General features: G+C 60.7%; 20 protein-coding genes and 1 pseudogene. 13 read left to right on the top strand and 8 right to left on the bottom strand.

What is annotated here, in order from left to right; all coding sequences use genetic code 11:
- Positions 1-2 precede the first annotated feature (2 nt).
- Positions 3-1,376, top strand: a complete 1,374-nt coding sequence (locus tag ACM6IV_RS21940) for a PepSY-associated TM helix domain-containing protein (protein ID WP_414871607.1) — start codon at positions 3-5, stop codon at positions 1,374-1,376.
- 54 nt (positions 1,377-1,430) lie between these two features.
- Here the strand turns inward: ACM6IV_RS21940 and ACM6IV_RS21935 are convergent, their stop codons facing one another.
- On the bottom strand, positions 1,431-6,263 hold the full coding sequence (locus ACM6IV_RS21935) for a DUF4329 domain-containing protein (protein ID WP_414871606.1): 4,833 nt from the start codon (positions 6,261-6,263) through the stop codon (positions 1,431-1,433).
- 310 nt (positions 6,264-6,573) lie between these two features.
- Here ACM6IV_RS21935 and urtA point away from each other — a divergent pair, with 310 nt between their 5' ends.
- From urtA to ureC, 11 genes are all read left to right on the top strand, one after another.
- A complete protein-coding gene (urtA, locus tag ACM6IV_RS21930; protein ID WP_122606513.1) occupies positions 6,574-7,839 on the top strand; it encodes an urea ABC transporter substrate-binding protein in 1,266 nt (421 codons plus the stop codon).
- Between the two features lie 480 nt (positions 7,840-8,319).
- Entirely contained in the window at positions 8,320-9,822 is a 1,503-nt protein-coding gene (gene urtB / locus ACM6IV_RS21925) for an urea ABC transporter permease subunit UrtB (RefSeq protein ID WP_414871605.1), read from the top strand.
- Positions 9,822-10,901 (top strand): urea ABC transporter permease subunit UrtC, encoded by a 1,080-nt coding sequence (urtC, locus tag ACM6IV_RS21920; protein WP_414871604.1) that lies wholly within the window; start codon positions 9,822-9,824, stop codon positions 10,899-10,901. Before urtB ends, urtC begins: the two co-directional genes overlap by 1 nt.
- Positions 10,898-11,767: an urea ABC transporter ATP-binding protein UrtD gene (gene urtD / locus ACM6IV_RS21915; RefSeq protein ID WP_414871603.1), complete on the top strand. Its 870-nt coding sequence runs from the start codon at positions 10,898-10,900 to the stop codon at positions 11,765-11,767. The genes urtC and urtD overlap by 4 nt, the downstream gene beginning before the upstream one ends.
- A gap of 133 nt (positions 11,768-11,900) precedes the next feature.
- Positions 11,901-12,599, top strand: a complete 699-nt coding sequence (gene urtE, locus ACM6IV_RS21910) for an urea ABC transporter ATP-binding subunit UrtE (protein WP_401159197.1) — start codon at positions 11,901-11,903, stop codon at positions 12,597-12,599.
- Positions 12,600-12,642: 43 nt separating this feature from the next.
- Positions 12,643-13,482 (top strand): urease accessory protein UreD, encoded by an 840-nt coding sequence (locus ACM6IV_RS21905; RefSeq protein WP_414871602.1) that lies wholly within the window; start codon positions 12,643-12,645, stop codon positions 13,480-13,482.
- Positions 13,483-13,812: 330 nt separating this feature from the next.
- Entirely contained in the window at positions 13,813-14,115 is a 303-nt protein-coding gene (gene ureA / locus ACM6IV_RS21900; protein WP_414871601.1) for an urease subunit gamma, read from the top strand.
- Between the two features lie 8 nt (positions 14,116-14,123).
- Positions 14,124-14,657 (top strand): GNAT family N-acetyltransferase, encoded by a 534-nt coding sequence (locus tag ACM6IV_RS21895; RefSeq protein WP_414871600.1) that lies wholly within the window; start codon positions 14,124-14,126, stop codon positions 14,655-14,657.
- A gap of 5 nt (positions 14,658-14,662) precedes the next feature.
- Positions 14,663-15,196 (top strand): GNAT family N-acetyltransferase, encoded by a 534-nt coding sequence (locus ACM6IV_RS21890; protein ID WP_414871599.1) that lies wholly within the window; start codon positions 14,663-14,665, stop codon positions 15,194-15,196.
- Positions 15,196-15,501 (top strand): urease subunit beta, encoded by a 306-nt coding sequence (locus ACM6IV_RS21885; protein WP_414871598.1) that lies wholly within the window; start codon positions 15,196-15,198, stop codon positions 15,499-15,501. The genes ACM6IV_RS21890 and ACM6IV_RS21885 overlap by 1 nt, the downstream gene beginning before the upstream one ends.
- A gap of 201 nt (positions 15,502-15,702) precedes the next feature.
- A complete protein-coding gene (gene ureC / locus ACM6IV_RS21880) occupies positions 15,703-17,403 on the top strand; it encodes an urease subunit alpha (RefSeq protein ID WP_414871597.1) in 1,701 nt (566 codons plus the stop codon).
- 60 nt (positions 17,404-17,463) lie between these two features.
- Here ureC and ACM6IV_RS21875 read toward each other — a convergent pair whose 3' ends face one another.
- The 4 genes and pseudogenes from ACM6IV_RS21875 to ACM6IV_RS21860 form a co-directional block, all read right to left on the bottom strand.
- Positions 17,464-18,867 (bottom strand): hypothetical protein, encoded by a 1,404-nt coding sequence (locus ACM6IV_RS21875; RefSeq protein ID WP_414871596.1) that lies wholly within the window; start codon positions 18,865-18,867, stop codon positions 17,464-17,466.
- 192 nt (positions 18,868-19,059) lie between these two features.
- Positions 19,060-19,377, bottom strand: a pseudogene (locus ACM6IV_RS21870) (DnaJ C-terminal domain-containing protein); the annotation flags it as partial.
- 309 nt (positions 19,378-19,686) lie between these two features.
- Positions 19,687-19,992 (bottom strand): chaperone modulator CbpM, encoded by a 306-nt coding sequence (locus tag ACM6IV_RS21865; protein WP_414871595.1) that lies wholly within the window; start codon positions 19,990-19,992, stop codon positions 19,687-19,689.
- A 23-nt stretch (positions 19,993-20,015) separates the two neighbouring features.
- Complete coding sequence (locus ACM6IV_RS21860) at positions 20,016-20,966, bottom strand: DnaJ C-terminal domain-containing protein (protein ID WP_414871594.1); 951 nt, start codon at positions 20,964-20,966, stop codon at positions 20,016-20,018.
- 292 nt (positions 20,967-21,258) lie between these two features.
- Between ACM6IV_RS21860 and ACM6IV_RS21855 the strand changes: the two genes are divergently transcribed.
- Positions 21,259-22,533 carry an Hsp70 family protein gene (locus ACM6IV_RS21855; protein ID WP_414871593.1) on the top strand — a complete coding sequence of 425 codons (1,275 nt, stop codon included), beginning with the start codon at positions 21,259-21,261 and terminating at the stop codon, positions 22,531-22,533.
- Positions 22,534-22,668: 135 nt separating this feature from the next.
- Here ACM6IV_RS21855 and ACM6IV_RS21850 read toward each other — a convergent pair whose 3' ends face one another.
- From ACM6IV_RS21850 to ACM6IV_RS21840, 3 genes are all read right to left on the bottom strand, one after another.
- Positions 22,669-23,682 (bottom strand): AI-2E family transporter, encoded by a 1,014-nt coding sequence (locus ACM6IV_RS21850; protein WP_007915933.1) that lies wholly within the window; start codon positions 23,680-23,682, stop codon positions 22,669-22,671.
- Between the two features lie 331 nt (positions 23,683-24,013).
- Positions 24,014-24,319 (bottom strand): PsiF family protein, encoded by a 306-nt coding sequence (locus ACM6IV_RS21845; RefSeq protein WP_414871592.1) that lies wholly within the window; start codon positions 24,317-24,319, stop codon positions 24,014-24,016.
- Positions 24,320-24,382: 63 nt separating this feature from the next.
- On the bottom strand, positions 24,383-25,177 hold the full coding sequence (locus tag ACM6IV_RS21840; protein WP_414871591.1) for an AraC family transcriptional regulator: 795 nt from the start codon (positions 25,175-25,177) through the stop codon (positions 24,383-24,385).
- Positions 25,178-25,240: the final 63 nt, after the last annotated feature.

Below are 25,240 nucleotides of genomic sequence, written 5' to 3'. Positions count from 1 at the left end.
TGATGAAACAGCCCAAACCGAATTTCTACAACCTGGCCTGGCGTTGGCATTTTTACGCCGGCCTGTTCGTCGCCCCGTTCATGGTGATGCTGGCCCTGACCGGCATCATTTATCTGTTCAAACCGCAGCTCGATTCGCTGATGTACAGCAGCCTGCTCAACGTCCCCGCCGGCCATCACACTGTTCCGGCCGATGACCTGTTGCAACGGGTGAAAAGCGCTTATCCACAGGGCCAGGTCACTCAGTACCTGCCGCCGGTGAATGCCGAACGCAGCGCGCAATTCGTGGTAAAAAACGCCGGCCACGAACTCAACGTCTTCATCGACCCGTACCACGGCGACATCCTCGGCGAGCAGGATGCCAAGCAGAATCTGCAAGCCATCGCCCGCGCCATCCACGGCGAATTGATGATCGGCACTGTCGGTGACCGTCTCATCGAAATGGCCGCCGGCTGGGGCGTGGTGCTGGTGGTGTCGGGCCTGTTTCTGTGGTGGCCGCGCGGTCAGGCGGCGGGCATTTTGTGGCCGCGCCTGAACAGTCGCGGTCGCGTGCTGTGGCGTGATCTGCACGCGGTCACCGGGTTCTGGGGCGCGACACTGCTGTTGGTGATGTTGCTCAGCGGCATGACCTGGACCGGTTTCTGGGGCAAGCAATACGCCGAGGTGTGGAACGTGTTCCCGGCAGCGATGTGGGACAACGTGCCGACCTCCGACGTCGAGGCGCGAACCCTTAACACCGCCACCCGCCAGACCGTGCCTTGGGCGATGGAAAACACGCCGATGCCGATGTCCGGTGACCACGCCGAACACATGCACCACGGCGCCACCCATGCGGGCCCCGCAGCACCCGCCATCAGCCTGCAAGACGTGCAAAACATCGCCACCCAGCGCAAAGTCGAGCCGGGTTACAGTATCACCCTGCCGACCACTGCCACGGGCGTGTTCACCATCGCGGTGTTCGCCGATGACCCGCGCAACGATGCGACCCTGCATGTCGATCAGTACACCGGCACGGTCCTCGCTGATGTGCGTTTCGAGCACTACGGCAGCGTTGCCCGCGCCACGGAAATCAGCGTGATGCTCCACGAAGGCAAGATGTTCGGCACCTTCAATCAGATTGTCGTGCTGCTGATTTGCCTGATGATTCTGCTCAGCGCCGTCAGCGGTGTGGTGATCTGGTGGAAACGTCGGCCGCAGGGCAAATTCGGCGTACCACCGCTGCGCCACGATTTGCCGAAATGGAAAACCGGCGTGGTGATCATGCTCGCGCTGGCGCTGGTGTTTCCGCTGGTGGGGGCTTCGCTGGTGGTGGTGTGGTTGCTGGACCGCTTTTTCGTCACCCGACTCAACCAGCGAACGGCTGATCTGCCCGGGTGATCACTTGCACGCGGGCGGCGCCTGCCACCCGCGTCAAGTGCCCCCAGTCGGCGCTTACAACTCGTCCCTGCGGCGCACAAAGCCCGGACTGGGTGCCTGCTGACGACCGATCGGCCAGGTGACGCCCTGACGCCCGGTCTGACGCCAGTAGTGGCCGGCGACCAGGACGGACAATTCGCTCAGCGCGCTGAGCCTGGAAATGAACTCGCCAGGGCTCAGCCGGGTGATCCACTTGCCATGTTCATATGCCACCAGCCGGGTCGCCAGCAGCGCCCTTTCGGCGGCTGTATAGACCGGGATGTACTTGAGCAACACGCCGTGGGCGGTGGAATAGTAGTAGGCCTGGATGGCGAACCCCTGAGCCTTGAGCTGATGGGTATGTGCCTGTACCTGAGCGGGCGAGGCGAAGTTGGCCTGCACATACTCCGCATCGGTGCCCAGCGTGGTGTTTCCCGACAGGTGCAATTGATGACTGGCGATCAGGGTGAAGCCCTTGGGGTAGCGCGGCGCCGGGTTGCGCCAACTGGTCGACGGATCCGTGGGCGCGCGGAATATTCTGGCCAGCGGGTTGCTGTCATACGAAGACACGGCAACCGGTTCGAGCGGGACAAAGCGCGAGCTCGTTCCGTGCGCCAGTATCGCCCCTTCGTACCCCCGGTCGAAGACTGGTTCGCCGGCTCGACTGCCAGCATGGCGGGCGGCATCGTCGGCGTGATGAAACATCGGCCCCAGCGCGGGTTCCGGATGATTGCGCCACCTTTCATCGTCGGCAGTCTCGCCCTCCACTTGTTGTTTTTCCTCGGCGACCCAGCCCAGTTGCGACCAATACTCGCTGGTTTTCAGCACATCCAGCCTGCCTGCCCGGGCCATTCGACGAACGTAATCGGCCAGCACGAAAGTGCCTTTGGCCATGTCACGCTCATCGCTCGCCGCCTGCGCGGGCGAATCGAAAGTATTGGGGCGCAATTCAATCTGCCCGTGCCTGTCGTAAAACTCGCCAGGCTCGAATGCATGCAGCTGTAACCTCAGCAATGCCCCGTCGGCGCAGGAAAAGTAGATGGGCAAATAGCCCTGGGGGGTGTTGGCCCGTCGGCAGGCCTGCAAGACATCGCTCGGCGAAAGCAACACACCGCGGACGTCACCCTGTCGCGCACCCATTGGCGGCAGGGGTGCGCGCAAATAGATCGCGTCCAGTCCATAACCGTAGCGCAGCCGTCCTTGCTCGAAGACCCGGTCCAGCGCCAATCGCGAACGCTGCGCCTCGACCGGCAGGCTGGCAATGAATGCATTGTCCCCGGAGCGCAGGATAAAACCGAAGGTCAGCGTATCGCGGCTCACGACGACCTCATGAACATACGTGGCAGCAGCATCGGCCTGAATGAACACTGGACTGCAGACCCCAGTACTGGTGGCTTTCTGGTAATCGGCAACGGGCAGCAGATCCGCAGCGTAAGGCACCCAACGAGCCACCTGACGGGGCGCGCCCCAGATATCGCTGCCAACGACCACCTGCAAGTAGCCGGCCTGGGCCAGCGAGTTGACCCACTGATTCGGCTTCAATTCGCCGCTGCGGATGCGTTGCCTGATCGTGACGGCATCAAGGGAGGGAGGTACGTGACTGTTGTCGGTCAAGGCGAGGGACAGGTCGGCGCGCACGCGCTCCCAGACACCGGCCTGATAGCGAATCAACGAGCCGTCGGGGCCGAACAGATATTCATCCCACAACAAGGTCGGCTTGCGGGTGAAGGTCGCGTAAACAGTATCGACCGACAGCATATTCAGGTAGAGCTGCTTGTCGGCTCCGGTAAACCTCACCGATAGCTCTCGCATGGCTCTTGAGCGGTAACGCGCGGCGATATAACAGCCTGCGGGAAACAGTCCGGCGTCGTAACTTTCCTGCGGGAAGATTTCGGTGACATCGAAGTTTTCCCGAGACACCTTGATCGGCAGCGTGGCCACGAACAGGCCTTCGGCCGTTTTCAGGATCACCCCTCCGTATGGGGCGTCGGCGGCGTCGGGAACATGCAGCCGGGCATGTGCCGCCGCATCGTCTGCGCTCTGGAAGAGTGGGCCGAGCCAGCAACGCTCGAGGTTTGCGTAAGGTTTCCAGGCGCCGTCCACCCGTCCGACCCTGTCCCAGCAAGGACTCGTGCGCATGACCGACAGCTCACCGCTGCCGGCAATCTCGTGGACGAAGTCTGCTGGCGTCCATTTACCTGATGCCAGGTCCTGCTTGATGGTGTCCATCCGCCGACCGGAGAGATCGTCATGGAACAGCTTGCTGGCGCTGCTCCTCACGTACTTCAGCAGGGCACCGTCCTGCGTACTGATGTACAACGCAACGGGCAGACCGGAGGGGCGCACCGGACGCCGGGGCGAGTAGTACATTGCCACCGTCAGGTTATCCGGGGAAATGAAATGCCGCGCCAGCCACGCATCTGTATTGCTTGAAGGCCGTTTCACGTCATGGTGCAGGTAAAAGTTTCCGTAGAGGCTGAAACCGTCCGGGTACCGATAGCCGGGGTCTGAAAACTGCGTGGCAAACAGGGACTCTAGCTGAAACAGATTGTCGCCCCGCTCGTTGACGGGCACCACCTCCGTGGCGACGTACTCTTCACTGTCGCGACGTTTGAGGATAAATCCGAACACCCCTCGGGTCTCGTCCTGCAATTGCGCGGCACGCGCGGATTGATTTTGCGCGGCCTCATCCGCCGAGGAAAAAACCGCGCCCAAGGCGACACTGTCAGGGCGTCTCCAGGGAAGGGGCGACGTCGACAGAAATTCGCCACGGGAGAAAATCGGCGACTGGTCCAGTGGCGTGTTCGGAAACAGCCCGGGCGGGACCGGTACTTGATCGGGCAGTGCAGGCTGCGGTGTAGTCGGCCCGGTTGCTCCTGGCAACAGCACAGCCATCGCGGTCCAGTTCGCCGGTACATCACCGCGATGTCCCCACAGGGCGTTGTCCAACAACACCGTCAACCGGCCGGCCACCGCCTGCTGGCGTACAAAGTCCTGCGGCCGCAGCTCGCCACTGGCAAGTTTCAACGCCAGCGAACCCGGACTTTCACGGGTTCCCAAACGGGCGGCAAGCTCCCGGGCACTGGCGCCTTCGGACAGTTCATACCTGAGCAGACTGTTCGCAGCCCCTGAAACATAAAGCGCAGTTTTGTCGAGCCATGCCTGCCGGACCTCATCGACACTCAACATCTGCAGGCTCAGGACCGCCTCGTCCTGCGTCCACTTGAAACTGTCAATCACCACCGGTTCGAGCTGCGACAGGGCCACGTGCGACACGTATCGACCGTGCAGCACATGGTCATCGGGGAAAATGCTCTGCCCATGATTGTCCCGCGGATAAAGACGGCCCGAGCCAAGCGTCTCAATGTCACCGGCGATGGGCTCGGTGACCACGAAGCGCTCGTCGTCGCGGCGCTGAAAGACGTAACCGACAAAAGCGCGATCACGCCGATTGCCGACCTGTTCGTGGGCATAGCGAACCGCATCCTCGGCCGAGAGGAAGCTGTCACTCAGACCTGGCCAGGGGAAATTCGCAAAGGGCTGCCATTGCAGATCGACGCGCCCCAGCCGCCCCCACAGCGCACTGCCTCGCAGAACGTCCAGCCGGCCACTGATCACCAGCATCGAAACGAACTCACGGGGGCGCAGTGTCCCGGCCAGCAACCTCGATTGCAGGCCCGGATCGGTGACGCTGCCGTCGGCGTGCTCGATGCTCATCGCAGCTTCGATCGGATCGCCGCTGAAGGTGTACTTCAACGTCGCGGCATCACCGGTCTGCAAGTACAGCGACAACGGCGCCTCAGCGGCAGCCAAGTGCCGGGCACGGCCGCGACTGGCGATCGCCATAGCCATATCCTGCGGCGTGAAGAAGTTCTCGTACAGCCACGGCTGCGTGGGCGACGTCCGGACCGAATCCGGCCGCGAGACATAGTAAAACCCCTCCAGTACATAGCCGGTGGGGAGTTGCAGTTTTCCATCGCGGTCCACGGGAAAGATTTTCTGCGGATCCCATGCGGACAATCCGGCCGCACGCGCATGGGTCGCCACATATTGTTCGGCACCGCTTTTTTTCAGGATCAGCCCCGCAGTTTCTGCGCCTCTGAACTTTAACGCCGCGAGCATCGCTCGTTCGGCATTGGATGTCAGCCGGGCCATCAGTGGCTGCTCGCTGACCACGCCTCTGGAAAATGCCTGCCCGGCCTTCCAGTCAGGCGGCACCACGCCGACGGAATGCCCCCAGTCGGCATTCGAGACAATGACTTTCAGCTCACCCACGGCGGCGACCTTGTTGATGATGCTGATGACGTCGTAGGTGCCCACCGGATTACCGCTTGGCGAACCCGCTTTGCGCCAGAGGTAATAACTGAATTCTTGTGGCGACCCACTGGGCGAATACTTCAGCAGGGTGCCGTCAGGGCCCGACAGATAAGCACTGGGAAAAAAGTCCCGCGCGGCCACATCGGCGACGAAATCCAGATCGGAAAAAAAACTGATGAACAGCCTGACCAACTGCTCGCTCCAGCGCGGATTGCTGGCGCGCACGCGATCATGCAAAGGCGCATGGCAATGCACGCTGGCCACGCATCGGTAGCCACTGGGATGCACGTAATTGCCAGAAGCATCGACCTCAATAAGGGTGCCGAAATCGAAGCGCGTCACTTGCCCGGGAATCGGTGAAGTGGCGACGTAACGCCCATCGGGGCGTAGCAGAATAACGCTGCCGTATTCCCGGTCCGGATTGCGCGGAATCCGCGTATGCACCCAGTACGCGGCGTCTTCTTGCTTGAGAAAACCCGGACTGAGCGGCGGCAGCCTGGTTCTGCCGGAGGTTTTCCCGGCGCGTTCGGTGCGTCCTGACACATCGTTCATGATCAAAATCCTGCTGAAAACATTCGGAATGACTGTCGAACGAGTGTGTCGCTTCGCGGCCTGGCCCACGGGGTGCAGGGTTATCGTTTCTGTGTCCAATTCTGTAGCACCGCGATTGCCCCAATCTGGCGCATGCAGGCGCACCACGGACTGCGGCGTGTCCTTCGCTGGTGCGCGGGCAGCGTGGCACAACCGCTCTGCGACGGCATTTTCATACTGGATCGCGACCGGGCACAGCCCTTGCAAACCTCCCTTCAGCCGTCCGCATCTGCCAACCATAAAAAACGTCAATGTTCATGGAGATCGCACAATGAAGCGTCGCAGTTTGATCAAGGCTTTCACACTCTCGGCATCCATTGCCGCGATGGGCATGACCTGGACTGTCCAGGCCGCCGAGACCATCAAGGTCGGAATTCTGCATTCGTTGTCCGGGACCATGGCGATCTCCGAAACGTCGCTCAAAGACATGGCGCTGATGACCATCGACGAGATCAACGCCAAGGGCGGGGTGAACGGCAAGATGCTCGAACCGGTGGTGGTCGACCCTGCATCCAACTGGCCGCTGTTCGCCGAAAAGGGCCGGCAGTTGCTGACCCAGGACAAGGTGGCGGTGGTATTCGGCTGCTGGACTTCGGTGTCGCGTAAATCGGTGTTGCCGGTGTTCGAAGAGCTCAACGGTCTGCTGTTCTACCCGGTGCAATACGAAGGCGAAGAAATGTCGCCGAACGTTTTCTACACCGGCGCCGCGCCGAACCAGCAAGCGATCCCAGCCGTTGAATACCTGATGAGCGAAGAAGGCGGCAGCGCCAAACGCTACTTCCTGCTCGGCACCGACTACGTCTATCCGCGCACAACCAACAAGATTCTGCGTTCGTTCCTGCACTCCAAAGGCGTCGCCGACAAGGACATCGAAGAGGTCTACACGCCGTTCGGTCACAGCGACTATCAAACCATCGTCGCCAACATCAAAAAATTCTCCGCCGGTGGCAAGACTGCCGTCATCTCCACCGTCAACGGCGACTCCAACGTGCCGTTCTACAAAGAGCTGGCCAACCAGGGCCTGAAAGCCACCGACGTACCGGTCGTGGCGTTCTCGGTGGGCGAAGAAGAACTGCGCGGCATCGACACCAAACCGCTGGTGGGCAACCTTGCGGCGTGGAACTACTTCGAGTCCGTCGAGAATCCGGTGAACAAGAAGTTTGTCGATGACTGGAAGGCCTACGCGAAGAAACACAACCTGCCGGGCGCGGATAAAGCCGTGACCAACGACCCGATGGAAGCCACTTACGTCGGCATCCACATGTGGGCGCAAGCGGTCGAGAAAGCCAAATCCACCGATGTCGATAAAGTCCGCGAAGCCCTCGCCGGGCAGACCTTTGCCGCGCCGTCGGGTTACACCCTGACCATGGACAAGACCAATCACCACCTGCACAAACCGGTGATGATCGGCGAGATTCAGAGCGACGGTCAGTTCAACGTCGTGTGGCAGACCGAAGGGCCGATCCGCGCGCAACCGTGGAGCCCGTTCATTCAGGGCAACGACAAGAAGCCGGATTATGCGGTGAAGAGCAACTGAGTCTGATTTGGGTTTTGCGGTGGGGCGGAGATCTTTTCCCCCTCACCCCAGCCCTCTCCCCCAAGGGGTAGAGGGGGAAAGGGAGCAGATTTCCATAGCTTTCAGAACCCGAGTTCGACGCAGGAGTGTCAGGTCGGTGTTGGATGACCTGACAACTCGGTCAGTCCCCTCTCCCTTTGGGAGAGAGGGAAAGGGAGCAGATCTCTATGGCTTTCAGAACCCGAGTTCCACGCAGGAATGTCAGGTCGGTGTTGGATGACCTGACAACTCGGTCAGCCCTCTCTCCCTTTGGGAGAGAGGGCAAGGGAGCAGATCTCTATGGCTTTCAGAACCCGAGTTCCACGCAGGAGTGTCAGGTCGGTGTTGGATGACCTGACAACTCGGTCAGTCCCCTCTCCCTCTGGGAGAGGGTTAGGGTGAGGGGCGGATTCGCAGCCGGACACCGCTCCATCGGCCACCGCAAGAAAGGAAACACCACTAATGCCCACTGCCATCTACCGCTTTCTCATAGCCATCGCACTGTTGCTGCCAATGCTGGCCCACGCCGGCGACGCCGAAGATTTCGTCGCGGCCAATCCGGTGCAACAAGCCAGACTACTCGAAGCCTGGGCCGCGCAGCCCGACCCGGCCCGTATCGAATTGCTCAACGCCCTGCAACAAGGCGAACTGACCATCGACGGCCAAGCAAAAACCCTGCGCCTGAACAATCGCCTGCGGGGTCTGATCGACACCGCTCTGGCCAGCCACCAATTGCTCGCCGCCGACGCCAAGATCCGTCTGAGCGCCGCGCAGCAATTGCAGAAAAGCGCAAAACCCGCGCAGCTGAAATTCCTCGACCAGCAACTGGCTGGCGAAAAAGATGAAAGTGTCCACGCCGCCCTGAGCCTGGCGCTGGCCAATCTGCAACTGGTCGATACCGACCCGGCCGTGCGCCTCGCCGCGGTACGCCTGCTCGGCGAAACCGGCGACCCGCTGGCCCGCACGCGCCTCGAAGGCTTGCTCGAACCAGGCGTCGAGAGCGATGCCGGCGTTCGTACGGCGGCAGAAACCAGCCTCGCCCAGGTCAAGCGCAAACTGCTGATCGGTGAAGTGCTCGGCCAGGCGTTCAGCGGCATGTCGCTTGGTTCGATTCTGCTCCTCGCCGCCCTCGGTCTGGCGATCACCTTCGGCCTGCTCGGCGTGATCAACATGGCCCACGGCGAAATGCTGATGCTCGGCGCCTACTCGACCTACGTGGTGCAGCTGATGTTCCAGCGCTACGCACCGCAGGCCATCGAGTTCTATCCGTTGATCGCGCTGCCGGTGGCGTTCTTCGTCACGGCGGCGATCGGCATGGCCCTGGAGCGCACGGTGATTCGCCACCTCTACGGGCGCCCGCTGGAAACCCTGCTCGCTACGTGGGGCATCAGCCTGATGCTGATTCAACTGGTGCGCCTGCTGTTCGGCGCGCAGAACGTTGAAGTGGCCAACCCGGCATGGCTGTCCGGTGGCATTCAAGTGCTGCCGAATCTGGTGCTGCCGTACAACCGCATCGTCATCATTGCGTTCGCGCTGTTCGTGGTCGTGCTGACCTGGCTGCTGCTGAACAAAACCCGCCTGGGCCTCAACGTCCGCGCCGTCACCCAGAACCGCAACATGGCCGCCTGCTGCGGCGTGCCGACCGGGCGCGTCGATATGCTCGCCTTCGGCCTCGGCTCGGGCATCGCCGGCCTAGGCGGTGTCGCCTTGAGCCAGATCGGTAACGTCGGCCCGGACCTCGGTCAGAGCTACATCATCGACTCGTTCCTGGTGGTGGTGCTCGGCGGTGTTGGCCAGTTGGCCGGTAGCGTGCTCGCGGCATTTGGCCTGGGCATCGCCAACAAGATTCTCGAACCGCAGATCGGTGCGGTGCTCGGCAAGATCCTGATCCTCGCGCTGATCATTCTGTTTATCCAGAAACGTCCGCAAGGCCTCTTCGCACTGAAAGGACGGGTGATCGACTGATGAACCAGCCCCTGTTAGTCACGGCCACACAAAAGGCCGGACCGAAAGTCACGATTGCGGTCGGCGCGGTGATTCTTGCACTGCTGATCGCTCTGCCGCTGCTGTCGATGTTGTCACCCGACAGTGCGCTACACGTCTCGGCTTACACGCTGACGCTGGTCGGCAAAATCCTCTGCTACGCCATCGTCGCGTTGGCGCTGGATCTGGTCTGGGGTTACGCCGGTTTGCTGTCGCTGGGCCACGGTCTGTTCTTCGCCCTCGGCGGTTACGCGATGGGCATGTACCTGATGCGTCAGGCCGCCGGTGATGGCCTGCCGGCGTTCATGACCTTCCTGTCGTGGAGCGAATTACCGTGGTACTGGACTGGCACCAACAGCTTCGTCTGGGCGATGTGTCTGGTGGTGTTGGCACCGGGTTTGCTGGCGCTGGTGTTCGGCTTCTTCGCCTTCCGTTCGCGGATCAAGGGTGTGTACTTCTCGATCATGACCCAGGCGCTGACCTTCGCCGGCATGCTCCTGTTTTTCCGCAACGAGACCGGGTTTGGCGGCAACAACGGCTTTACCAATTTCCGCACGATCCTCGGTTTCGGCATCACTGAGCCGGGCACGCGCGCGGTGTTGTTTCTGGCCACCGTGTTGCTGCTGGTGGCGAGTCTGTTCATCGGCTGGCGCCTGGCGCAGAGCAAGTTCGGTCGCGTGCTGACGGCGCTGCGTGATGCAGAAAACCGTTTGATGTTCTGCGGCTACGACCCGCGCGGTTTCAAGCTGTTCGTGTGGGTGTTGAGCGCGGTGTTGTGTGGTCTGGCCGGGGCGTTGTATGTGCCGCAAGTGGGCATCATCAACCCGAGCGAGATGTCGCCGACCAACTCCATCGAAGCGGCCGTGTGGGTGGCTCTCGGCGGTCGCGGCACGCTGATCGGCCCACTGCTCGGTGCCGGCGTGGTCAACGGCATGAAGAGCTGGTTCACCGTGGCTTTCCCGGAATACTGGCTGTTCTTCCTCGGCGCGTTGTTCATCGTCGTGACGCTGTATTTGCCTAAAGGCGTGATCGGCCTGCTGAAGAAACGAGGTGAACAATGAGAGTCACGGCGAGCGCTGAATTCATGTTGGAACCGGCCTTTTTTCCCGTGGAGCCGAACAAGGACGAGGGCACCAGTCGCGACTCGATCGGCCTCGGCCAGCGGGTGGGCCCTGGTCTGGATACCCGTCACGGCACGATCCTTACACTGGAAGACATCAGCGTCAGCTTCGATGGCTTTCGGGCGCTGAACAATCTCAACCTGTACATCGGCGTCGGCGAATTGCGCTGCATCATCGGCCCCAACGGCGCGGGCAAAACCACGCTGATGGACGTGATCACCGGCAAGACCCGGCCCAGTCACGGCAAGGCCTGGTTCGGGGAAACCCTGGATCTGACGCAGATGAGCGAAGTGCAAATCGCCCAGGCCGGCATCGGCCGCAAGTTTCAGAAGCCGACGGTGTTCGAAGCCCTGAGCGTGTTTGAAAACCTTGAACTGGCGCAGAAGACCGACAAGTCGGTGTGGGCCAGTTTGCGTGCGCGCCTCAGTGGCGAGCAAAGGGATCGCATCAGTGAAGTGCTGGAGACCATTCGCCTGACCACCTCGGTTAATCGTCAAGCCGGCTTGCTCTCGCATGGGCAGAAGCAGTTTCTCGAGATCGGCATGTTGCTGATGCAGGATCCGCAACTGCTCTTGCTCGATGAGCCGGTGGCGGGCATGACCGATGCCGAAACCGAGTTCACTGCCGAGTTGTTCAAGTCACTGGCGGGCAAGCATTCGCTGATGGTGGTGGAGCATGACATGGGTTTTGTCGGCTCGATTGCCGACCACGTCACTGTGTTGCACCAGGGCAGCGTGTTGGCGGAAGGCTCACTGGAGCAGGTGCAGGAAAACGAGCGGGTGATCGAGGTTTACCTCGGCCGCTGAACTGCAAACACCTTTCCAATGTGGGAGCGGGCTTGCTCGCGAATGCGCTGTGTCATTCAACGTTGATGGCGACTGATCCACCGCATTCGCGAGCAAGCCCGCTCCCACAGGGGGATTCGAGGAGATTTTGAACATGCTGCAAGTCGACAAGCTGCACCAGTACTACGGCGGTAGCCACATCCTCCGCGGCCTCAGTTTTGATGTGAAGGTCGGCGAAGTCACCTGCCTGCTCGGCCGCAACGGCGTCGGCAAGACCACCCTGCTCAAATGCCTGATGGGTTTGCTGCCGGCCAAAGAAGGTGCGGTGAATTGGGAAGGCCAACCGATCACCACGTTCAAGCCGCATCAGCGCGTTCACGCCGGAATCGCCTACGTGCCGCAAGGCCGGGAAATCTTCGGTCGACTGACCGTGGAAGAAAACCTGTTGATGGGTTTGTCGCGGTTTCCCGGCAGTGAAGCCAAAGAAGTCCCAGGTTTCATCTACGAATTGTTCCCGGTGCTGCTACAAATGAAGCAGCGTCGCGGTGGTGACCTCTCCGGAGGTCAACAGCAACAACTAGCGATTGGCCGCGCATTGGCCAGCCGTCCGCGTTTACTGATCCTCGATGAACCCACTGAAGGCATTCAACCTTCGGTGATCAAGGAGATCGGCGCGGTGATCAAGAAACTCGCAGCGCGCGGTGACATGGCGATTTTGCTGGTCGAGCAGTTCTACGATTTCGCCGCGGAACTGGCTGATCAGTACCTGGTGATGTCCCGTGGCGAGATCGTCCAGCAAGGTCGAGGTGAAAATATGGAGGCCGAAGGTGTACGCGGGCTGGTCACGATCTAGTACAACGAACTAATCTGTAGCTTCCTAACGATAATTACAAGCCATGAATTCGACTGTTGCACCTGCCCTGTTTACCCCGAGCTGGCACGCCGAGCTGGAACTCGCTTATGCCCGTTTCGGCGACTGCACGCGCCCGGTCATGCGTCGCCACCTCGGTCCGCTGCGCGTGCAAAAGCACCTGTACGCCGAAGGCCCCGAGGTCTGCCAGCACATCATCGTTCACCCGCCGGGCGGGATTGCCGGCGGTGACCGGCTGGACATCAGCGCGCGCGTCGAATCAGGCGCTTGGGCGCAGATCACCAGCCCCGGCGCAGCCAAGTGGTACCGCGCCGGTGGGCCGGCTTACCAGAAGCTCGATCTGAAAGTGGCCGCCGGGGCGACACTGGAATGGCTGCCGCAGGAAACCATCGTCTACAGCGCCGCGCAGGCTGAGCTGAGTACTTCGATTGATCTTGAGGGTGACGCGCGACTGTTCTATTGGGACGTGGTCGCGCTGGGTCGCCCGGCCAGTGGCGAGCGTTTCGACCGTGGCCACTTTCAGGCGCATCTGGATATTCGCCGTGATGGTCGATTGCTCTGGCATGAACGCCAGCGCATTGTCGGTGATGACGGCTTGCTTGATTCGCCGATCGGGCTGGATGGCCATCCGGTGTTTGCCACATTGTTGGTGACCGGTGAAATCGATGCGGAGCTGCTGGAGCGTTGTCGTTCGCTGGGTCACGAAGTACGCGGGGATTTGACCCAGTTGCCGGGGCTGTTAGTAGCCCGTTGTCTGGCCAGTGAAGCGCTGCTCGCCCGCGCCTGGCTCATCGATTTATGGCGCTTGCTGCGTCCGGTGCTGCTGGGCCGCGAAGCGGTATCTCCCAGAATATGGAGTACCTGAAAAAGCCCCTCACCCCCCCGCCCTCTCCCGGAGGGAGAGGGCGCCTGACCGAGTCGCTTGAAATGAATTTAACTGACTGAACGAAAACTGCTGACTGAACCGGCCATTGAAAACAACCGAGATCAGTCCCCTCTCCCTCGAAGGAGGGAGCCTGGCCGAGTCGTCTGAAATGAATTCAACTGCCGAAAGAACACCGCTGACTGAACCGGCCATTGAAAACAACCGAGATCAGTCCCCTCTCCCTCGGGAGAGGGCTAGGGTGAGGGGCCGTTCCAACTGGCACCCCACGCCCGCAAGAACCTCACAAATCTGCCCTGACGGAACCCCACAATGGACCTGACCCCACGCGAAAAAGACAAGCTGCTGATCTTCACCGCCGGCCTCGTCGCCGAGCGGCGTCTGGCCCGCGGCGTGAAACTCAATTACCCGGAAGCCATGGCGTACATCTCCGCCGCCCTGCTTGAAGGCGCGCGTGACGGCCAGACCGTGGCCGAGCTGATGCACTTTGGCACTACCCTGCTCCGTCGCGAGCAAGTGATGGAAGGCATCCCGGAAATGATCCCGGAAATCCAGGTCGAAGCGACGTTTCCCGACGGTACCAAACTGGTCACCGTCCACCAACCGATCGTCTGAGGCGCGCCATGACTTACACCATTCGCGATGCCGTGCACGCCGATCTGCCGGCGATCCGCGACATCTACAACGATGCCGTGCTCAACACCACGGCGATCTGGAATGAACAAGCCGTCGATCTCGGTAACCGTCAGGCCTGGTTCAGCGCCCGTCAAGCCCAGGCCTATCCGATTCTGGTGATCGTTGACGGCGACAACAGCGTCCTCGGCTACGCTTCGTTCGGTGACTGGCGGCCGTTCGACGGTTTTCGTCACACCGTCGAGCACTCGGTGTATGTGCGCAGCGATCAGCGCGGCAATGGCCTCGGCCCGCAACTGATGAGCGCACTGATCGAACGCGCCAGAACCTGCGGCAAACACGTGATGGTCGCCGCCATCGAAAGCGGCAACGCCGCCTCGATTCGCCTGCACGAGCGCGCCGGTTTCAGCATCACCGGGCAGATGCCGCAGGTCGGCACCAAGTTCGGCCGCTGGCTCGACCTGACCTTCATGCAACTGACCCTCAACCCTGGCGCGGAGCCGCCTGATGCCAACAAGGAGTGACACCGATGAACGCCGCCCAACTGCGCCGCGTCAATGCTGAAAGTTTTGCGCATTACCGTCAGGGTCTGATCGATCTGCTGCTGGATGCCGTGGGTTACGGCGCCAGCGTCGGCTTCATGGCCGACCTCGATGCGGCGCAGGCTCGCGCGTATTTCGATGAGGTTCAGGACAACGTCAACAAAGGCAGCGTGCTGCTTTGGGTGGTGGTCAGGGACGAACAGGTTTTGGCCAGTGTGCAACTGGGCTTGTGTCAGAAGGCCAACGGCCTCAATCGCGCTGAGGTGCAGAAACTGCTGGTGCGCGAACACGCACGGCGGCGCGGTCTCGGCCAGCAACTCATGCAGGCGCTGGAACTCGAAGCGCCCAAGCACAAGCGCGGCATGCTCTACCTCGACACCGAGGCCGGCTCACCCGCCGAAGATTTCTACAAGGCCTTGGGTTATACCCGCGCCGGCGAAATCCCCGATTACGCCTGCGACCCGGCCGGCACCTATCGGCCGACCGCCCTCTACTACAAGATTCTGCAAGGAGCCCAGTGATGATTCCTGGCGAGTACCAGATCCAGCCCGGCGACATCGAACTCAATGTCGGCCGCCGCACCGTCAGCCTGAAAGTCGCCAACAGCGGCGACCGGCCGATTCAGGTCGGTTCGCACTATCACTTTTTTGAAACCAACGACGCGCTGACCTTTGATCGCGCCGCCAGTCGAGGCATGCGCCTGAACATTCCGGCGGGCACTGCGGTGCGCTTCGAGCCGGGGCAGACTCGTGAGGTTGAGCTTGTGGATTATGCCGGGAAGCGGCGAGTGTTCGGGTTTGCCGGACGAATTATGGGTGATCTCTGACATCTGCGTGCACCGCTGCCCCTCACCCCAGCCCTCTCCCGAGGGAGAGGGAGCCGAATGGGGGCTTTTCCGATCCTGAGTTCGACTCGATATTTCAGGTCGATGTCTGTCGAAAGAAACCCGCGATCAGTCCCCTCTCCCTCTGGGAGAGGGCTAGGGTGAGGGTCAATGGCTCACCACTATTTTCCTGAAGGACGCTGTATGAAAATCTCCAGACAAGCCTACGCCGACATGTTCGGCCCCACCGTCGGCGACAAGGTGCGCCTGGCCGACACCGAGCTGTGGATCGAAGTCGAAAAAGACTTCACCACCTACGGCGAAGAAGTGAAATTCGGCGGCGGCAAGGTCATCCGTGACGGCCAGGGCCAAAGCCAGCTGCTGGCCGCCGAAGTGGTCGACACACTGATCACCAACGCGTTGATCATCGACCACTGGGGCATCGTCAAAGCCGACGTCGGCCTCAAGGACGGGCGCATCGCCGCGATCGGCAAGGCCGGCAACCCGGACGTGCAGCCCAACGTGACCATCGCCATCGGCGCCGGCACCGAAGTGATCGCCGGCGAAGGCATGATCCTCACCGCGGGTGGCATCGACACGCACATCCACTTCATCTGCCCGCAGCAGATCGAAGAAGCGCTGATGAGCGGCGTCACCACGATGATCGGCGGCGGCACGGGACCTGCCACCGGCACCAACGCCACCACTTGCACCTCCGGTCCGTGGCACCTGGCGCGCATGCTCCAGGCCGCCGACGCCTTCCCGATGAACATCGGCCTCACCGGCAAAGGTAACGCCAGCCTGCCGGAACCACTGATCGAGCAGGTCAAGGCCGGCGCCATCGGCCTCAAGTTGCACGAAGACTGGGGCACCACACCGGCGAGCATCGACAACTGCCTGAACGTCGCCGATCAGTTCGACGTGCAGGTGGCGATCCACACCGACACCCTCAACGAATCGGGTTTCGTCGAAACCACCCTCGGCGCCTTCAAGGGTCGCACCATCCACACCTATCACACCGAAGGTGCCGGTGGCGGCCATGCGCCGGACATCATCAAGGCCTGCGGTTTCCCTAACGTGCTGCCGAGTTCGACCAACCCGACCCGGCCGTTCACCCGCAATACCATCGACGAACACCTCGACATGCTGATGGTCTGCCACCACCTCGACCCGAGCATTGCCGAAGACGTCGCGTTCGCCGAAAGCCGTATCCGCCGCGAAACAATTGCCGCCGAAGACATCCTTCACGACCTCGGTGCGTTCTCGATGATCAGCTCCGACAGTCAGGCCATGGGCCGCGTCGGCGAGGTCATCACGCGCACCTGGCAGACCGCCGACAAGATGAAAAAACAGCGCGGCCCGCTGCCGCAGGACGGCGCAGGCAACGACAACTTCCGCGCCAAACGCTACATCGCCAAATACACGATCAATCCGGCAATCACCCATGGCATCAGCCACGAAGTCGGTTCGATCGAAGTCGGCAAATGGGCGGATCTGGTGCTGTGGCGCCCGGCATTTTTTGGCGTGAAACCGACGCTGATCCTCAAGGGCGGTGCGATTGCCGCGAGCCTGATGGGCGATGCCAACGCCTCGATTCCGACGCCGCAACCGGTGCACTACCGCCCGATGTTCGCCAGCTACGGCGGCTCGCTGCACGCCACCAGCCTGACGTTCATCAGTCAGGCGGCGCAGGAAGCCGGAGTGCCGGAAGCCTTGGGATTGAAGAAAAAAATTGCCGTGGTCAAAGGCTGCCGTGACGTGCAGAAAACCGACCTGATCCACAACGACTATCTGCCGACCATCGATGTCGATCCGCAGACCTATCAGGTCAAGGCTGATGGCGTGCTGTTGTGGTGTGAGCCGGCAGAGACATTACCGATGGCGCAGCGGTACTTCCTGTTCTGACAGGCCGCATACTCTGAATACGGACGTGCAGGTCCGTATTCAGAAACGATCATTACGCGATTATGGGAATGCCCACGACATCTGCTGTTCGCTGTAGTTGTAATCCATGCGTAATTCAGCACCCGCCGGTATGTCCTGACTGGCAAACACGGCGTTGAGAATGAAATCCCTGGTCACCAGCTCCTTACCGATCCATTGTTGCGCTTCGACATTGAACGGCACGAGTTCAACGTTATATCCCTCCTTCGCCTGACGCACAGGCTTGCCCGTCGCGTCATATTCAAAGTTGGAATTGATTCTGGACATGATGGTGTCACCCAATATCGCCAGCGGATCGGGTATCAACTGTCCCGGGCCATACCGATAGCGCACGCCCGCCAGCATGGTGAAGGTCTGTTCGCGGGGTGAGACATAGCGCGCCGGCGTAATAACGCCACCGTAGACGCCGATCGCCTCGCCTTTGGCGAGGCGCCGATTGGCCACCACCATCGACTGGCCGATCAATGCCCGCTCTCCGGGGACTTTGACATCTTCCTCGGTGAACACACGCCATTGCAGCTTTTCCTCATACAACCGCGCGACATTTTCATACTCGCCAAACTTGATGTAAGGCTTGATCTGTTCGGACGTGTATTGATCGCCGTTTTCGAAACGCACTTTGTTTTGCAATTTCCTGATGCGAATCGGTCGGCCAGCAATGTCCCTGAGCGGATACTTGCCGTTATTGGAGCGGTTGTAGCTGCCCAGTCGATTGGCAAGGAATGAATAGGGCGTTTCACTGCGCATCCTGCGTAGTTCTTCGGCGGTATACGGTTTGATCGGCATGGATTCAGAGGCCAGATAAAACGTTTCGTCCGCACCAGCCAGTTCGCCGGACAGTTCTTCAAGCGCCGGCTCGTATTGCTCATCACTGTGCCGGGCCACCCGGCGGTCTTCGCGTGGTATCACCACAACGCCGTCAGCGGATTCGCTGAAATCCTCCAGCGGATACCAGCGGTTGCTCGAAGGATCATGGGCCAGTACGGGGCCGGAGGGTTGCAGCTCGCTGGCCAGCCTGGCCCGGTGCAGACCGGTTTCGGCATCAATGCCGATCAGCGCGGTACCGCCACCCTGTACATCGACGTAGTGGCGTCCCTTGAACAGGCGCAATCCCTGCGCGTCGGCTTCGGGTAATGTGCTCGCTGATGAAATCAGGTAGTCCTTCAGAGCAGGGGCTGTTGCCGTCGAGACCGCCACGAAAGGAGACGGCGAAGGTTGGACCTGCACATTTCGCGTCGCGGCGGCGCCTTGAGTCTGCGATGTACCACTGCCTGACTCACTGGACTCGGGCGAAGTCTTGCGGATGAGCGGATCAGGGGTAAGACGTATTGTTTCAGTAGCGTGGGGAGGCGAATCGACGGGCGTGTGCGCTGGCGTGTTTGCATCGATTGCGCCCGCTTTGGGCGGCTTGGGTCTGACTGGCATACAGGGTCTTCCTTGCAGGTTGGCGCAGCACCGGTCGACATGGCTGGCGCTGCGACAGTCGGTATCCTTCCGACCTGTGCCGAGAAATTACCAGACCCTGCTGTCGCTCAATAGCGAGGGAAATACCTGACAACATTATTCACTGGAAAGCGTGATCGGGGTGGCTCATGGCGAGCTACCCCGTCGACAGCTCTAGAAATCCTCTCGCGGATTGAACGCCGCTTTCTCCGCCAGTGCGCGCCACAGCGCCTTGACCTCATCGCCCGAGGCTTGGGGCATCACGGCGCTGAGATGCACGAACAGATGCCCGCGCTCTCCGGTCAGTTTTCTCAGACCATGACCCGTGAGGCGCAGGCGCTGGCCATTCCGTGTGGTGGCCGGGATCCGCAGATTGATCTGCCCGGCGGGGGTCGGCACGGTCACTTCAGCGCCCAGCGCCAACTCCCACGGCGCCACCGGCAGGGTCATGAGCAGATTGTCGCCTTCGACTTCGACATTCGGGTGCAGCGCGAGACAATGCTCTGTACCGGCCATGGACAGGGCCGAATCGGCAGGAGCGCACGGTGGCTGGGGCACATCGATAATGATCGTGGTCGGTGGTTCTGGTTTGATTCGCATCAGTACGTTTCCTTGTAAGAAGGACACAGCACCACCTGAAAATGGCGCTGCGTCATCGGCATCCCTTGCCGATCCTTACCGGAAACTAGCAGACCGATTGACTGGATGAAATCGAAGAAATACCCGCATACAAAGACCGTGTTCGAGCGCGGTGAGCTTCGCCAACAGGGCCGGTCACTCCCCGTACGAACGATTGAGGAACTACTCGATCACCAAACGCCCCAAGCGCTGGCGCAACATGCGATTCTCGGCACGCAATTCTTGCACTTCCTCCAGCAGATTCAACGCCAGTGCAACGCCCTCCCACTCCAGCTCCAGATCACGGCGCAACTTCGCCGCACGTTTGGCCAGAGCCAATTCGTAATCGGTGAAGCGCCATTCCCGGGGCTGCGCACCCTGAGGTTCGAGGATGCCGTGCTCGACGATTTCGATCACGTAGACGTCCGACAGGTCGGCCGCCTCACAGAATTCTGCCAGGTCCAGTTGAACGATCAGGGGGCTGCTCATGATGGGCTACTCCGTCGTCGGGTTCAGAAGTTCTCTCGCGGATCGAAGGCGGCTTTCTTCGCCAGTTCTTGCCACAGCGCCTTGACTTCATCGTCAGCGGCTTTCGGCATCACGGCCTTGAACTGGATGAACAGAAAGCCACGTTCGCCGGCCTTGTTTTTCAGACCATGTCCTTTGGCACGTATACGCTGGCCGTTCTGGCTGCCGGCCGGAACCTTGAGGTTGATCTTGCCGGTCAGGGTCGGCACGGCCACTTCGGTGCCCAGCGCCAACTCCCACGGCGCCAGCGGCAAGGTGATGATCAGGTTTTCGCCTTCAACATCGAATTTCGGGTGCGGCGCAAAACGAATGGTCAGGTACAGATCGCCATTCGCCCCGCCACCGACGCCCGGTGCCCCCTGACCTTTGAGGCGGATGCGCTCGCCGTCAGTCACACCGGCCGGAATCTTCACGTTCAGACTCTTGCTGGTGTTGCTGACGTGCTGGCCGTGGGCATTGTATTGCGGCACCTGGAAGGTAACTTTCTTGGACTCGTTCGAAAGCGTTTCTTCAAGGAAGATCGGCAGTTCCATTTCCACGTCTTGTCCCCGGCGCCCTGCACTGCGTGATTGCCGGCCTTCGCCGCCACCGAAACCGGGGCCGCGATTACCGAAGATCGAACTGAAGAAGTCCGAGAAGTCGCCGGTGTCGCCACCGCCGCCGCCAAAACCGCCACGGCTCTGCCAGCCCGGCGGGCCCTGGAACGGCTGACCGTGCTGGCCATAGCGCCGCAGCTCGTCGTATTCGGCGCGTTTGTCGGCGCTTTTCAGTGCTTCATAGGCTTCCGAGGCGTCTTTGAATTTGGCCTCGGCGTCCTTTTCCTTGCTGACATCGGGGTGGTATTTGCGCGCCAGCTTGCGATAGGCAGCCTTGATTGCCTTGTCGTCTGCTGTCGGCTCCACGCCGAGTATCTTGTAATAGTCTTTGAAGTCCATCGAAGGAATCACCATCCGTTATCGATTTCGCGCCGATGCCAGCATGCGCCAATTCGCGCGTGCCGGGTTGACCGATCTCAAAGTTGTGACCGGGTGGCGCAGCAGAAGTTTATCGGCAGTGGACGGCGGTTCTTGCGACCGCCGGTGGTTCTGCCGGCCCATGCCAGCAAGTTTGGGGCAAAGCCTGGGGTTTCAAGGCAGTTTAGTCGTGAAATAGCAGATGACCGGCCTTCGAATCTGGCGCGCACTGACATACACTGCGCGGCCGTTTTTTTGACCGGAACCGAAAGACATGAAAGACGCCTCTCCAGCCCGTGCCTGCGGCATCGACTTCGGCACGTCCAACTCCACCGTCGGCTGGCTGCGCCCCGGCATGGAAACGATGATCGCGCTGGAAGACGACAAGATCACCCTGCCGTCGGTGGTCTTCTTCAACCTCGAGGAACGCCGCCCGGTGTACGGTCGTCTGGCGCTGCACGAGTATCTGGAAGGCTACGAAGGCCGGCTGATGCGCTCGCTGAAAAGCCTGCTCGGTTCCAAGTTGATCAAACACGACACCAGCGTGCTCGGCACGGCAATGCCGTTCAAGGACTTGCTCGGCTTGTTCATCGGCCAGTTGAAGAGCCGCGCCGAAAGCGCCGCCGGTCGGGAATTCGAACAAGTAGTCCTCGGGCGTCCGGTGTTCTTCGTCGATGACGACCCGCTGGCCGACCAGGAGGCTGAAGACACCCTCGTGGAAGTGGCGCGCAAGATCGGCTTCAAAGACGTGTCGTTCCAGTACGAACCGATCGCGGCGGCCTTCGACTACGAGTCGACCATCGAGAAAGAAGAGCTGGTGCTGATCGTCGACATCGGCGGTGGTACGTCCGACTTCTCGCTGGTGCGCCTGTCGCCGCAGCGTCGTGGCCTGGATAACCGTCACGATGACATCCTCGCCACTGGCGGTGTGCACATCGGCGGGACCGACTTCGACAAACAGCTGAGCCTGCAAGGCCTGATGCCGCTGTTCGGCTACGGCAGCCGGATGAAGAGCGGCGCCTACATGCCGACCAGCCACCACATGAACCTGGCGACCTGGCACACCATCAACTCGGTGTACTCGCAGAAATCCAGCCTGGCGCTGGGCAGCATGCGCTACGACATCGAAGACACCGGCGGCATCGATCGCCTGTTCAAGCTGATCGAACAGCGTGCCGGGCACTGGCTGGCGATGGAAGTCGAAGAAACCAAGATCCAGCTGACCCACACCGACAGCCGCCATGTGCCGCTGGACCGGATCGAGGCCGGTTTGAGTGTTGAGCTGACCCGTGCGCTGTTTGAATCGGCGATCGATGCGCTGCTCGAGCGCGTGCGCGGCAGCGTTACCCAGCTGTTGAACGACGCCGGTGTGGCGGTGGATCAGGTCGACACGGTGTTCTTCACCGGTGGTTCGAGCGGCATTCCGGCACTGCGCAACAGCGTCTCGGCGATGTTGCCGAATGCACGGCATGTTGAAGGGAATATCTTCGGCAGCATTGGTAGCGGTCTGGCGATTGAAGCGATGAAGCGCTACGGTTCGATGACCTGATCCAGAATCGGCGGCGCGCCATTCGCGAGCAAGCTCGCTCCCACATTTGACCGCATTCCTTCAGTTGAAATGCAATCCCATGTGGGAGCGAGCTTGCTCGCGAAAGCGTCAGCTCAGGCAAATAGTTCTACCAGATCAAACCATCCCGCCCAGCTTCAACTCACTCTTCAGGTACGCGTAATAGATCGGCCCCGCCACCACTCCCGGCAGGCCGAACGCGGCTTCGAACACCAGCATCGCCAGCAGCAACTCCCACGACTTGGCACTGATCTGCCCGCCGACAATGCGCGCGTTGAGGAAGTACTCGAGCTTGTGGATAAAAATCAGATAACCCAGCGCGGCAATCGCCACCCAGATCGACAGTGACAGGCCGACGATAGTAATCAGCGTGTTCGACATCAGATTGCCGATCACCGGCAGCAGGCCGAGCAGGAAGGTCAGCACGATCAGGGTTTTGGTCAGCGGCAGCTTGATGCCGAACATCGGCAGGATCACCGCCAGGAAGATCCCGGTGAAGAAGGTGTTGAGCAGGGAAATCTTGATCTGCGCGAAGACGATGTTGCGGAAGGCCTGCACCAGCAGGTGCAAACGGTCGAACAGCGCCGCCGCCAGCGGTTTGCGTTTGGTGACATCGGGGATGCGCTGCAAGGCGATGATCGCACCAAGTACCATGCCGATCAGCAACGTCACGAACATGTGTGCCGCGTCTTTGCCGACCAGTTGCAGGTCGGACAGGTGCTTGCTCATCCACTCGCCAATTGCCACGCGAAATTCCGCAGCACTCGCCGGCAGATAGGCGTCAATAAAAGGTGGCAATTGCCCGCGCGCACGGTCGACCACGCCCATGAACTTGTCGAGGGAAGCGCCGGGGTTTTCCGCTTCATGCAGCAGAAAACTGATCGCGCCGGCGAAGATCAACGCCAGTACGCTGACGACCAGCGTGCCCAGCAATGCCACCGCCAGCCAACGCGCGCGGCGGCCTTCGATCAGCCGTTGCAGTTGCGGGGTGAGCATGTTGACCAGTTCGAATACCAGCAGCCCGGCCAGCAGGCTCGGTAACAAGCGCAGCGGCAGCACCAGCAGCAAACCGCCGAAAATGATGATGCAACTGACCCAGAACACTACATGACGCTCAGAAAACGTTGGCATACAGCCTCAAAACGAACGGCGTAAAAGGATTGGCAGTCTGCCAGCGTTCCCGGGGGAGCACTAGGTATATGCGGTGTTTCGGGTTTTGCTGCACGGCCAGAGATCCAGCCCTCACCCTAGCCCTCTCCCGGAGGGAGAGGGAACCGATTGGGGGATGCGCTGGATAGCCAGTGACCTGACACAGCAATATGGAATCCATAATCGACTGTTTTTTTCAGGTCGACGAATGTCTTAAAACAACGCGGTCAGTCCCCTCTCCCTCCGGGAGAGGGTTAGGGGTGAGGGCAAATCTCAAGCGCACGCGTCGACCCTGACACCCCACAGAACCGGGTTATTTTTTCTTCAGGCAATCACTCATGAACGTCTTGCGCGCATCGCCGGTCAGGGCTTTGGTTTTTGCGTCGGCGTTGCAGGTTTTCATTTTCTCCTGCTGCGGGGTCAAGACCTTGCCATCGTTGGCCGCCGGCGTTGCCTTGAGGCAGGTGCTCATGAAGGTTTTGCGTTCATCGCCTTTCAGACTCTTGGCGGTCGCATCGGCATTGCACGTGGTCATTTTGTTCTGTTGCGCCGTGGCGGCGAAACCCTGGGAACACAGGAGCAAACCAATCATCAACAACGGCACACGCAACATCTTCATGGAGTTTTCTCCTTGTCGCCGCACCGATGGATGCAGCCTCTGCTGAAGTGTAGCCAAATCTTGTTACACCTTCCTGCCTTCCAGATGGCTACGCCGATACTGCTCCGGCGTACACCCGGCCTGCCGCGCGAACATGGCGATGAAGGCCGAGCCGCTGCTGTAACCGAGATCGAAGGCGATTTCCTGCACGCTGCGCGAAGTCTCCAGCGCCTCGATCGCCGCAAGATAGCGCACACGCTGGCGCCACTCGCCGAAACTCATCCCCAGTTCGCGAACAAACTGTCGGGCCAGCGTACGCTCGCTGACGTGCACCTGCTTCGCCCAATGCGCCAGCGGCTGATTGTTACCCGGCTCGGCCTGCAGGGTATCGAGGATCGCCAGCAATCCCGGACTGCTCGCGTATGGCAGATAACATTCATGCACCGGTGCCTGTCGTAATTGATCGACCAGCACCTGGGCCAGACGCCGATCGGCATCAAGTTCAGGAATCTTCACGTCACGGGCGGCGAAGTCTTTGAGAATCGCCTTGAGAATGTCGCTGATCGCCAGGGTACAGGCGCGCTTCGGCAGTTCGGCGCAGACCTTCGGATCGAGGCACACCGCGCGATAGTTGACCGGTTGATGGCTGTAGAAACTGTGCTCGACCTGCGGCGGCACCCACACCGCGTACTGCGGCGGCGACATGAAGCGGCTGCCGTCGACGTCCATGTGCAGCACGCCATGAGCGGCGTACTCCAGCGTGCCCCACGGATGACGGTGCGGCGCGGCGAATTCGTGGGCATTGAAGTCGGCGTAGCGGAAGTACACCGCCGACGGCAGTTCGCTGAAATCCAGCAGATCGATGTGCTTGCTGTTCATGCTGTCCGGTTTCAGAGGCAGGTTGTCCGGTTCGCAGTATAGGCCTGCATCCAGACAGGGGAT

This window comes from Pseudomonas sp. IT-347P (assembly GCF_949768005.1).
Taxonomy (GTDB): domain Bacteria; phylum Pseudomonadota; class Gammaproteobacteria; order Pseudomonadales; family Pseudomonadaceae; genus Aquipseudomonas.
This window is presented reverse-complemented; position numbering and strand designations above follow the sequence as displayed.

Excerpts from the sequence above, each read along its gene's own strand:
- ACM6IV_RS21940 (WP_414871607.1), top strand. The coding sequence starts at position 3 with ATGAAACAGCCCAAACCGAATTTCTACAACCTGGCCTGGCGTTGGCAT.
- ACM6IV_RS21935 (WP_414871606.1), bottom strand. The coding sequence starts at position 6,263 with ATGAACGATGTGTCAGGACGCACCGAACGCGCCGGGAAAACCTCCGGC.
- urtA (WP_122606513.1), top strand. The coding sequence starts at position 6,574 with ATGAAGCGTCGCAGTTTGATCAAGGCTTTCACACTCTCGGCATCCATT.
- urtB (WP_414871605.1), top strand. The coding sequence starts at position 8,320 with ATGCCCACTGCCATCTACCGCTTTCTCATAGCCATCGCACTGTTGCTG.
- urtC (WP_414871604.1), top strand. The coding sequence starts at position 9,822 with ATGAACCAGCCCCTGTTAGTCACGGCCACACAAAAGGCCGGACCGAAA.
- urtD (WP_414871603.1), top strand. The coding sequence starts at position 10,898 with ATGAGAGTCACGGCGAGCGCTGAATTCATGTTGGAACCGGCCTTTTTT.
- urtE (WP_401159197.1), top strand. The coding sequence starts at position 11,901 with ATGCTGCAAGTCGACAAGCTGCACCAGTACTACGGCGGTAGCCACATC.
- ACM6IV_RS21905 (WP_414871602.1), top strand. The coding sequence starts at position 12,643 with ATGAATTCGACTGTTGCACCTGCCCTGTTTACCCCGAGCTGGCACGCC.
- ureA (WP_414871601.1), top strand. The coding sequence starts at position 13,813 with ATGGACCTGACCCCACGCGAAAAAGACAAGCTGCTGATCTTCACCGCC.
- ACM6IV_RS21895 (WP_414871600.1), top strand. The coding sequence starts at position 14,124 with ATGACTTACACCATTCGCGATGCCGTGCACGCCGATCTGCCGGCGATC.
- ACM6IV_RS21890 (WP_414871599.1), top strand. The coding sequence starts at position 14,663 with ATGAACGCCGCCCAACTGCGCCGCGTCAATGCTGAAAGTTTTGCGCAT.
- ACM6IV_RS21885 (WP_414871598.1), top strand. The coding sequence starts at position 15,196 with ATGATTCCTGGCGAGTACCAGATCCAGCCCGGCGACATCGAACTCAAT.
- ureC (WP_414871597.1), top strand. The coding sequence starts at position 15,703 with ATGAAAATCTCCAGACAAGCCTACGCCGACATGTTCGGCCCCACCGTC.
- ACM6IV_RS21875 (WP_414871596.1), bottom strand. The coding sequence starts at position 18,867 with ATGCCAGTCAGACCCAAGCCGCCCAAAGCGGGCGCAATCGATGCAAAC.
- ACM6IV_RS21865 (WP_414871595.1), bottom strand. The coding sequence starts at position 19,992 with ATGAGCAGCCCCCTGATCGTTCAACTGGACCTGGCAGAATTCTGTGAG.
- ACM6IV_RS21860 (WP_414871594.1), bottom strand. The coding sequence starts at position 20,966 with ATGGACTTCAAAGACTATTACAAGATACTCGGCGTGGAGCCGACAGCA.
- ACM6IV_RS21855 (WP_414871593.1), top strand. The coding sequence starts at position 21,259 with ATGAAAGACGCCTCTCCAGCCCGTGCCTGCGGCATCGACTTCGGCACG.
- ACM6IV_RS21850 (WP_007915933.1), bottom strand. The coding sequence starts at position 23,682 with ATGCCAACGTTTTCTGAGCGTCATGTAGTGTTCTGGGTCAGTTGCATC.
- ACM6IV_RS21845 (WP_414871592.1), bottom strand. The coding sequence starts at position 24,319 with ATGAAGATGTTGCGTGTGCCGTTGTTGATGATTGGTTTGCTCCTGTGT.
- ACM6IV_RS21840 (WP_414871591.1), bottom strand. The coding sequence starts at position 25,177 with ATGAACAGCAAGCACATCGATCTGCTGGATTTCAGCGAACTGCCGTCG.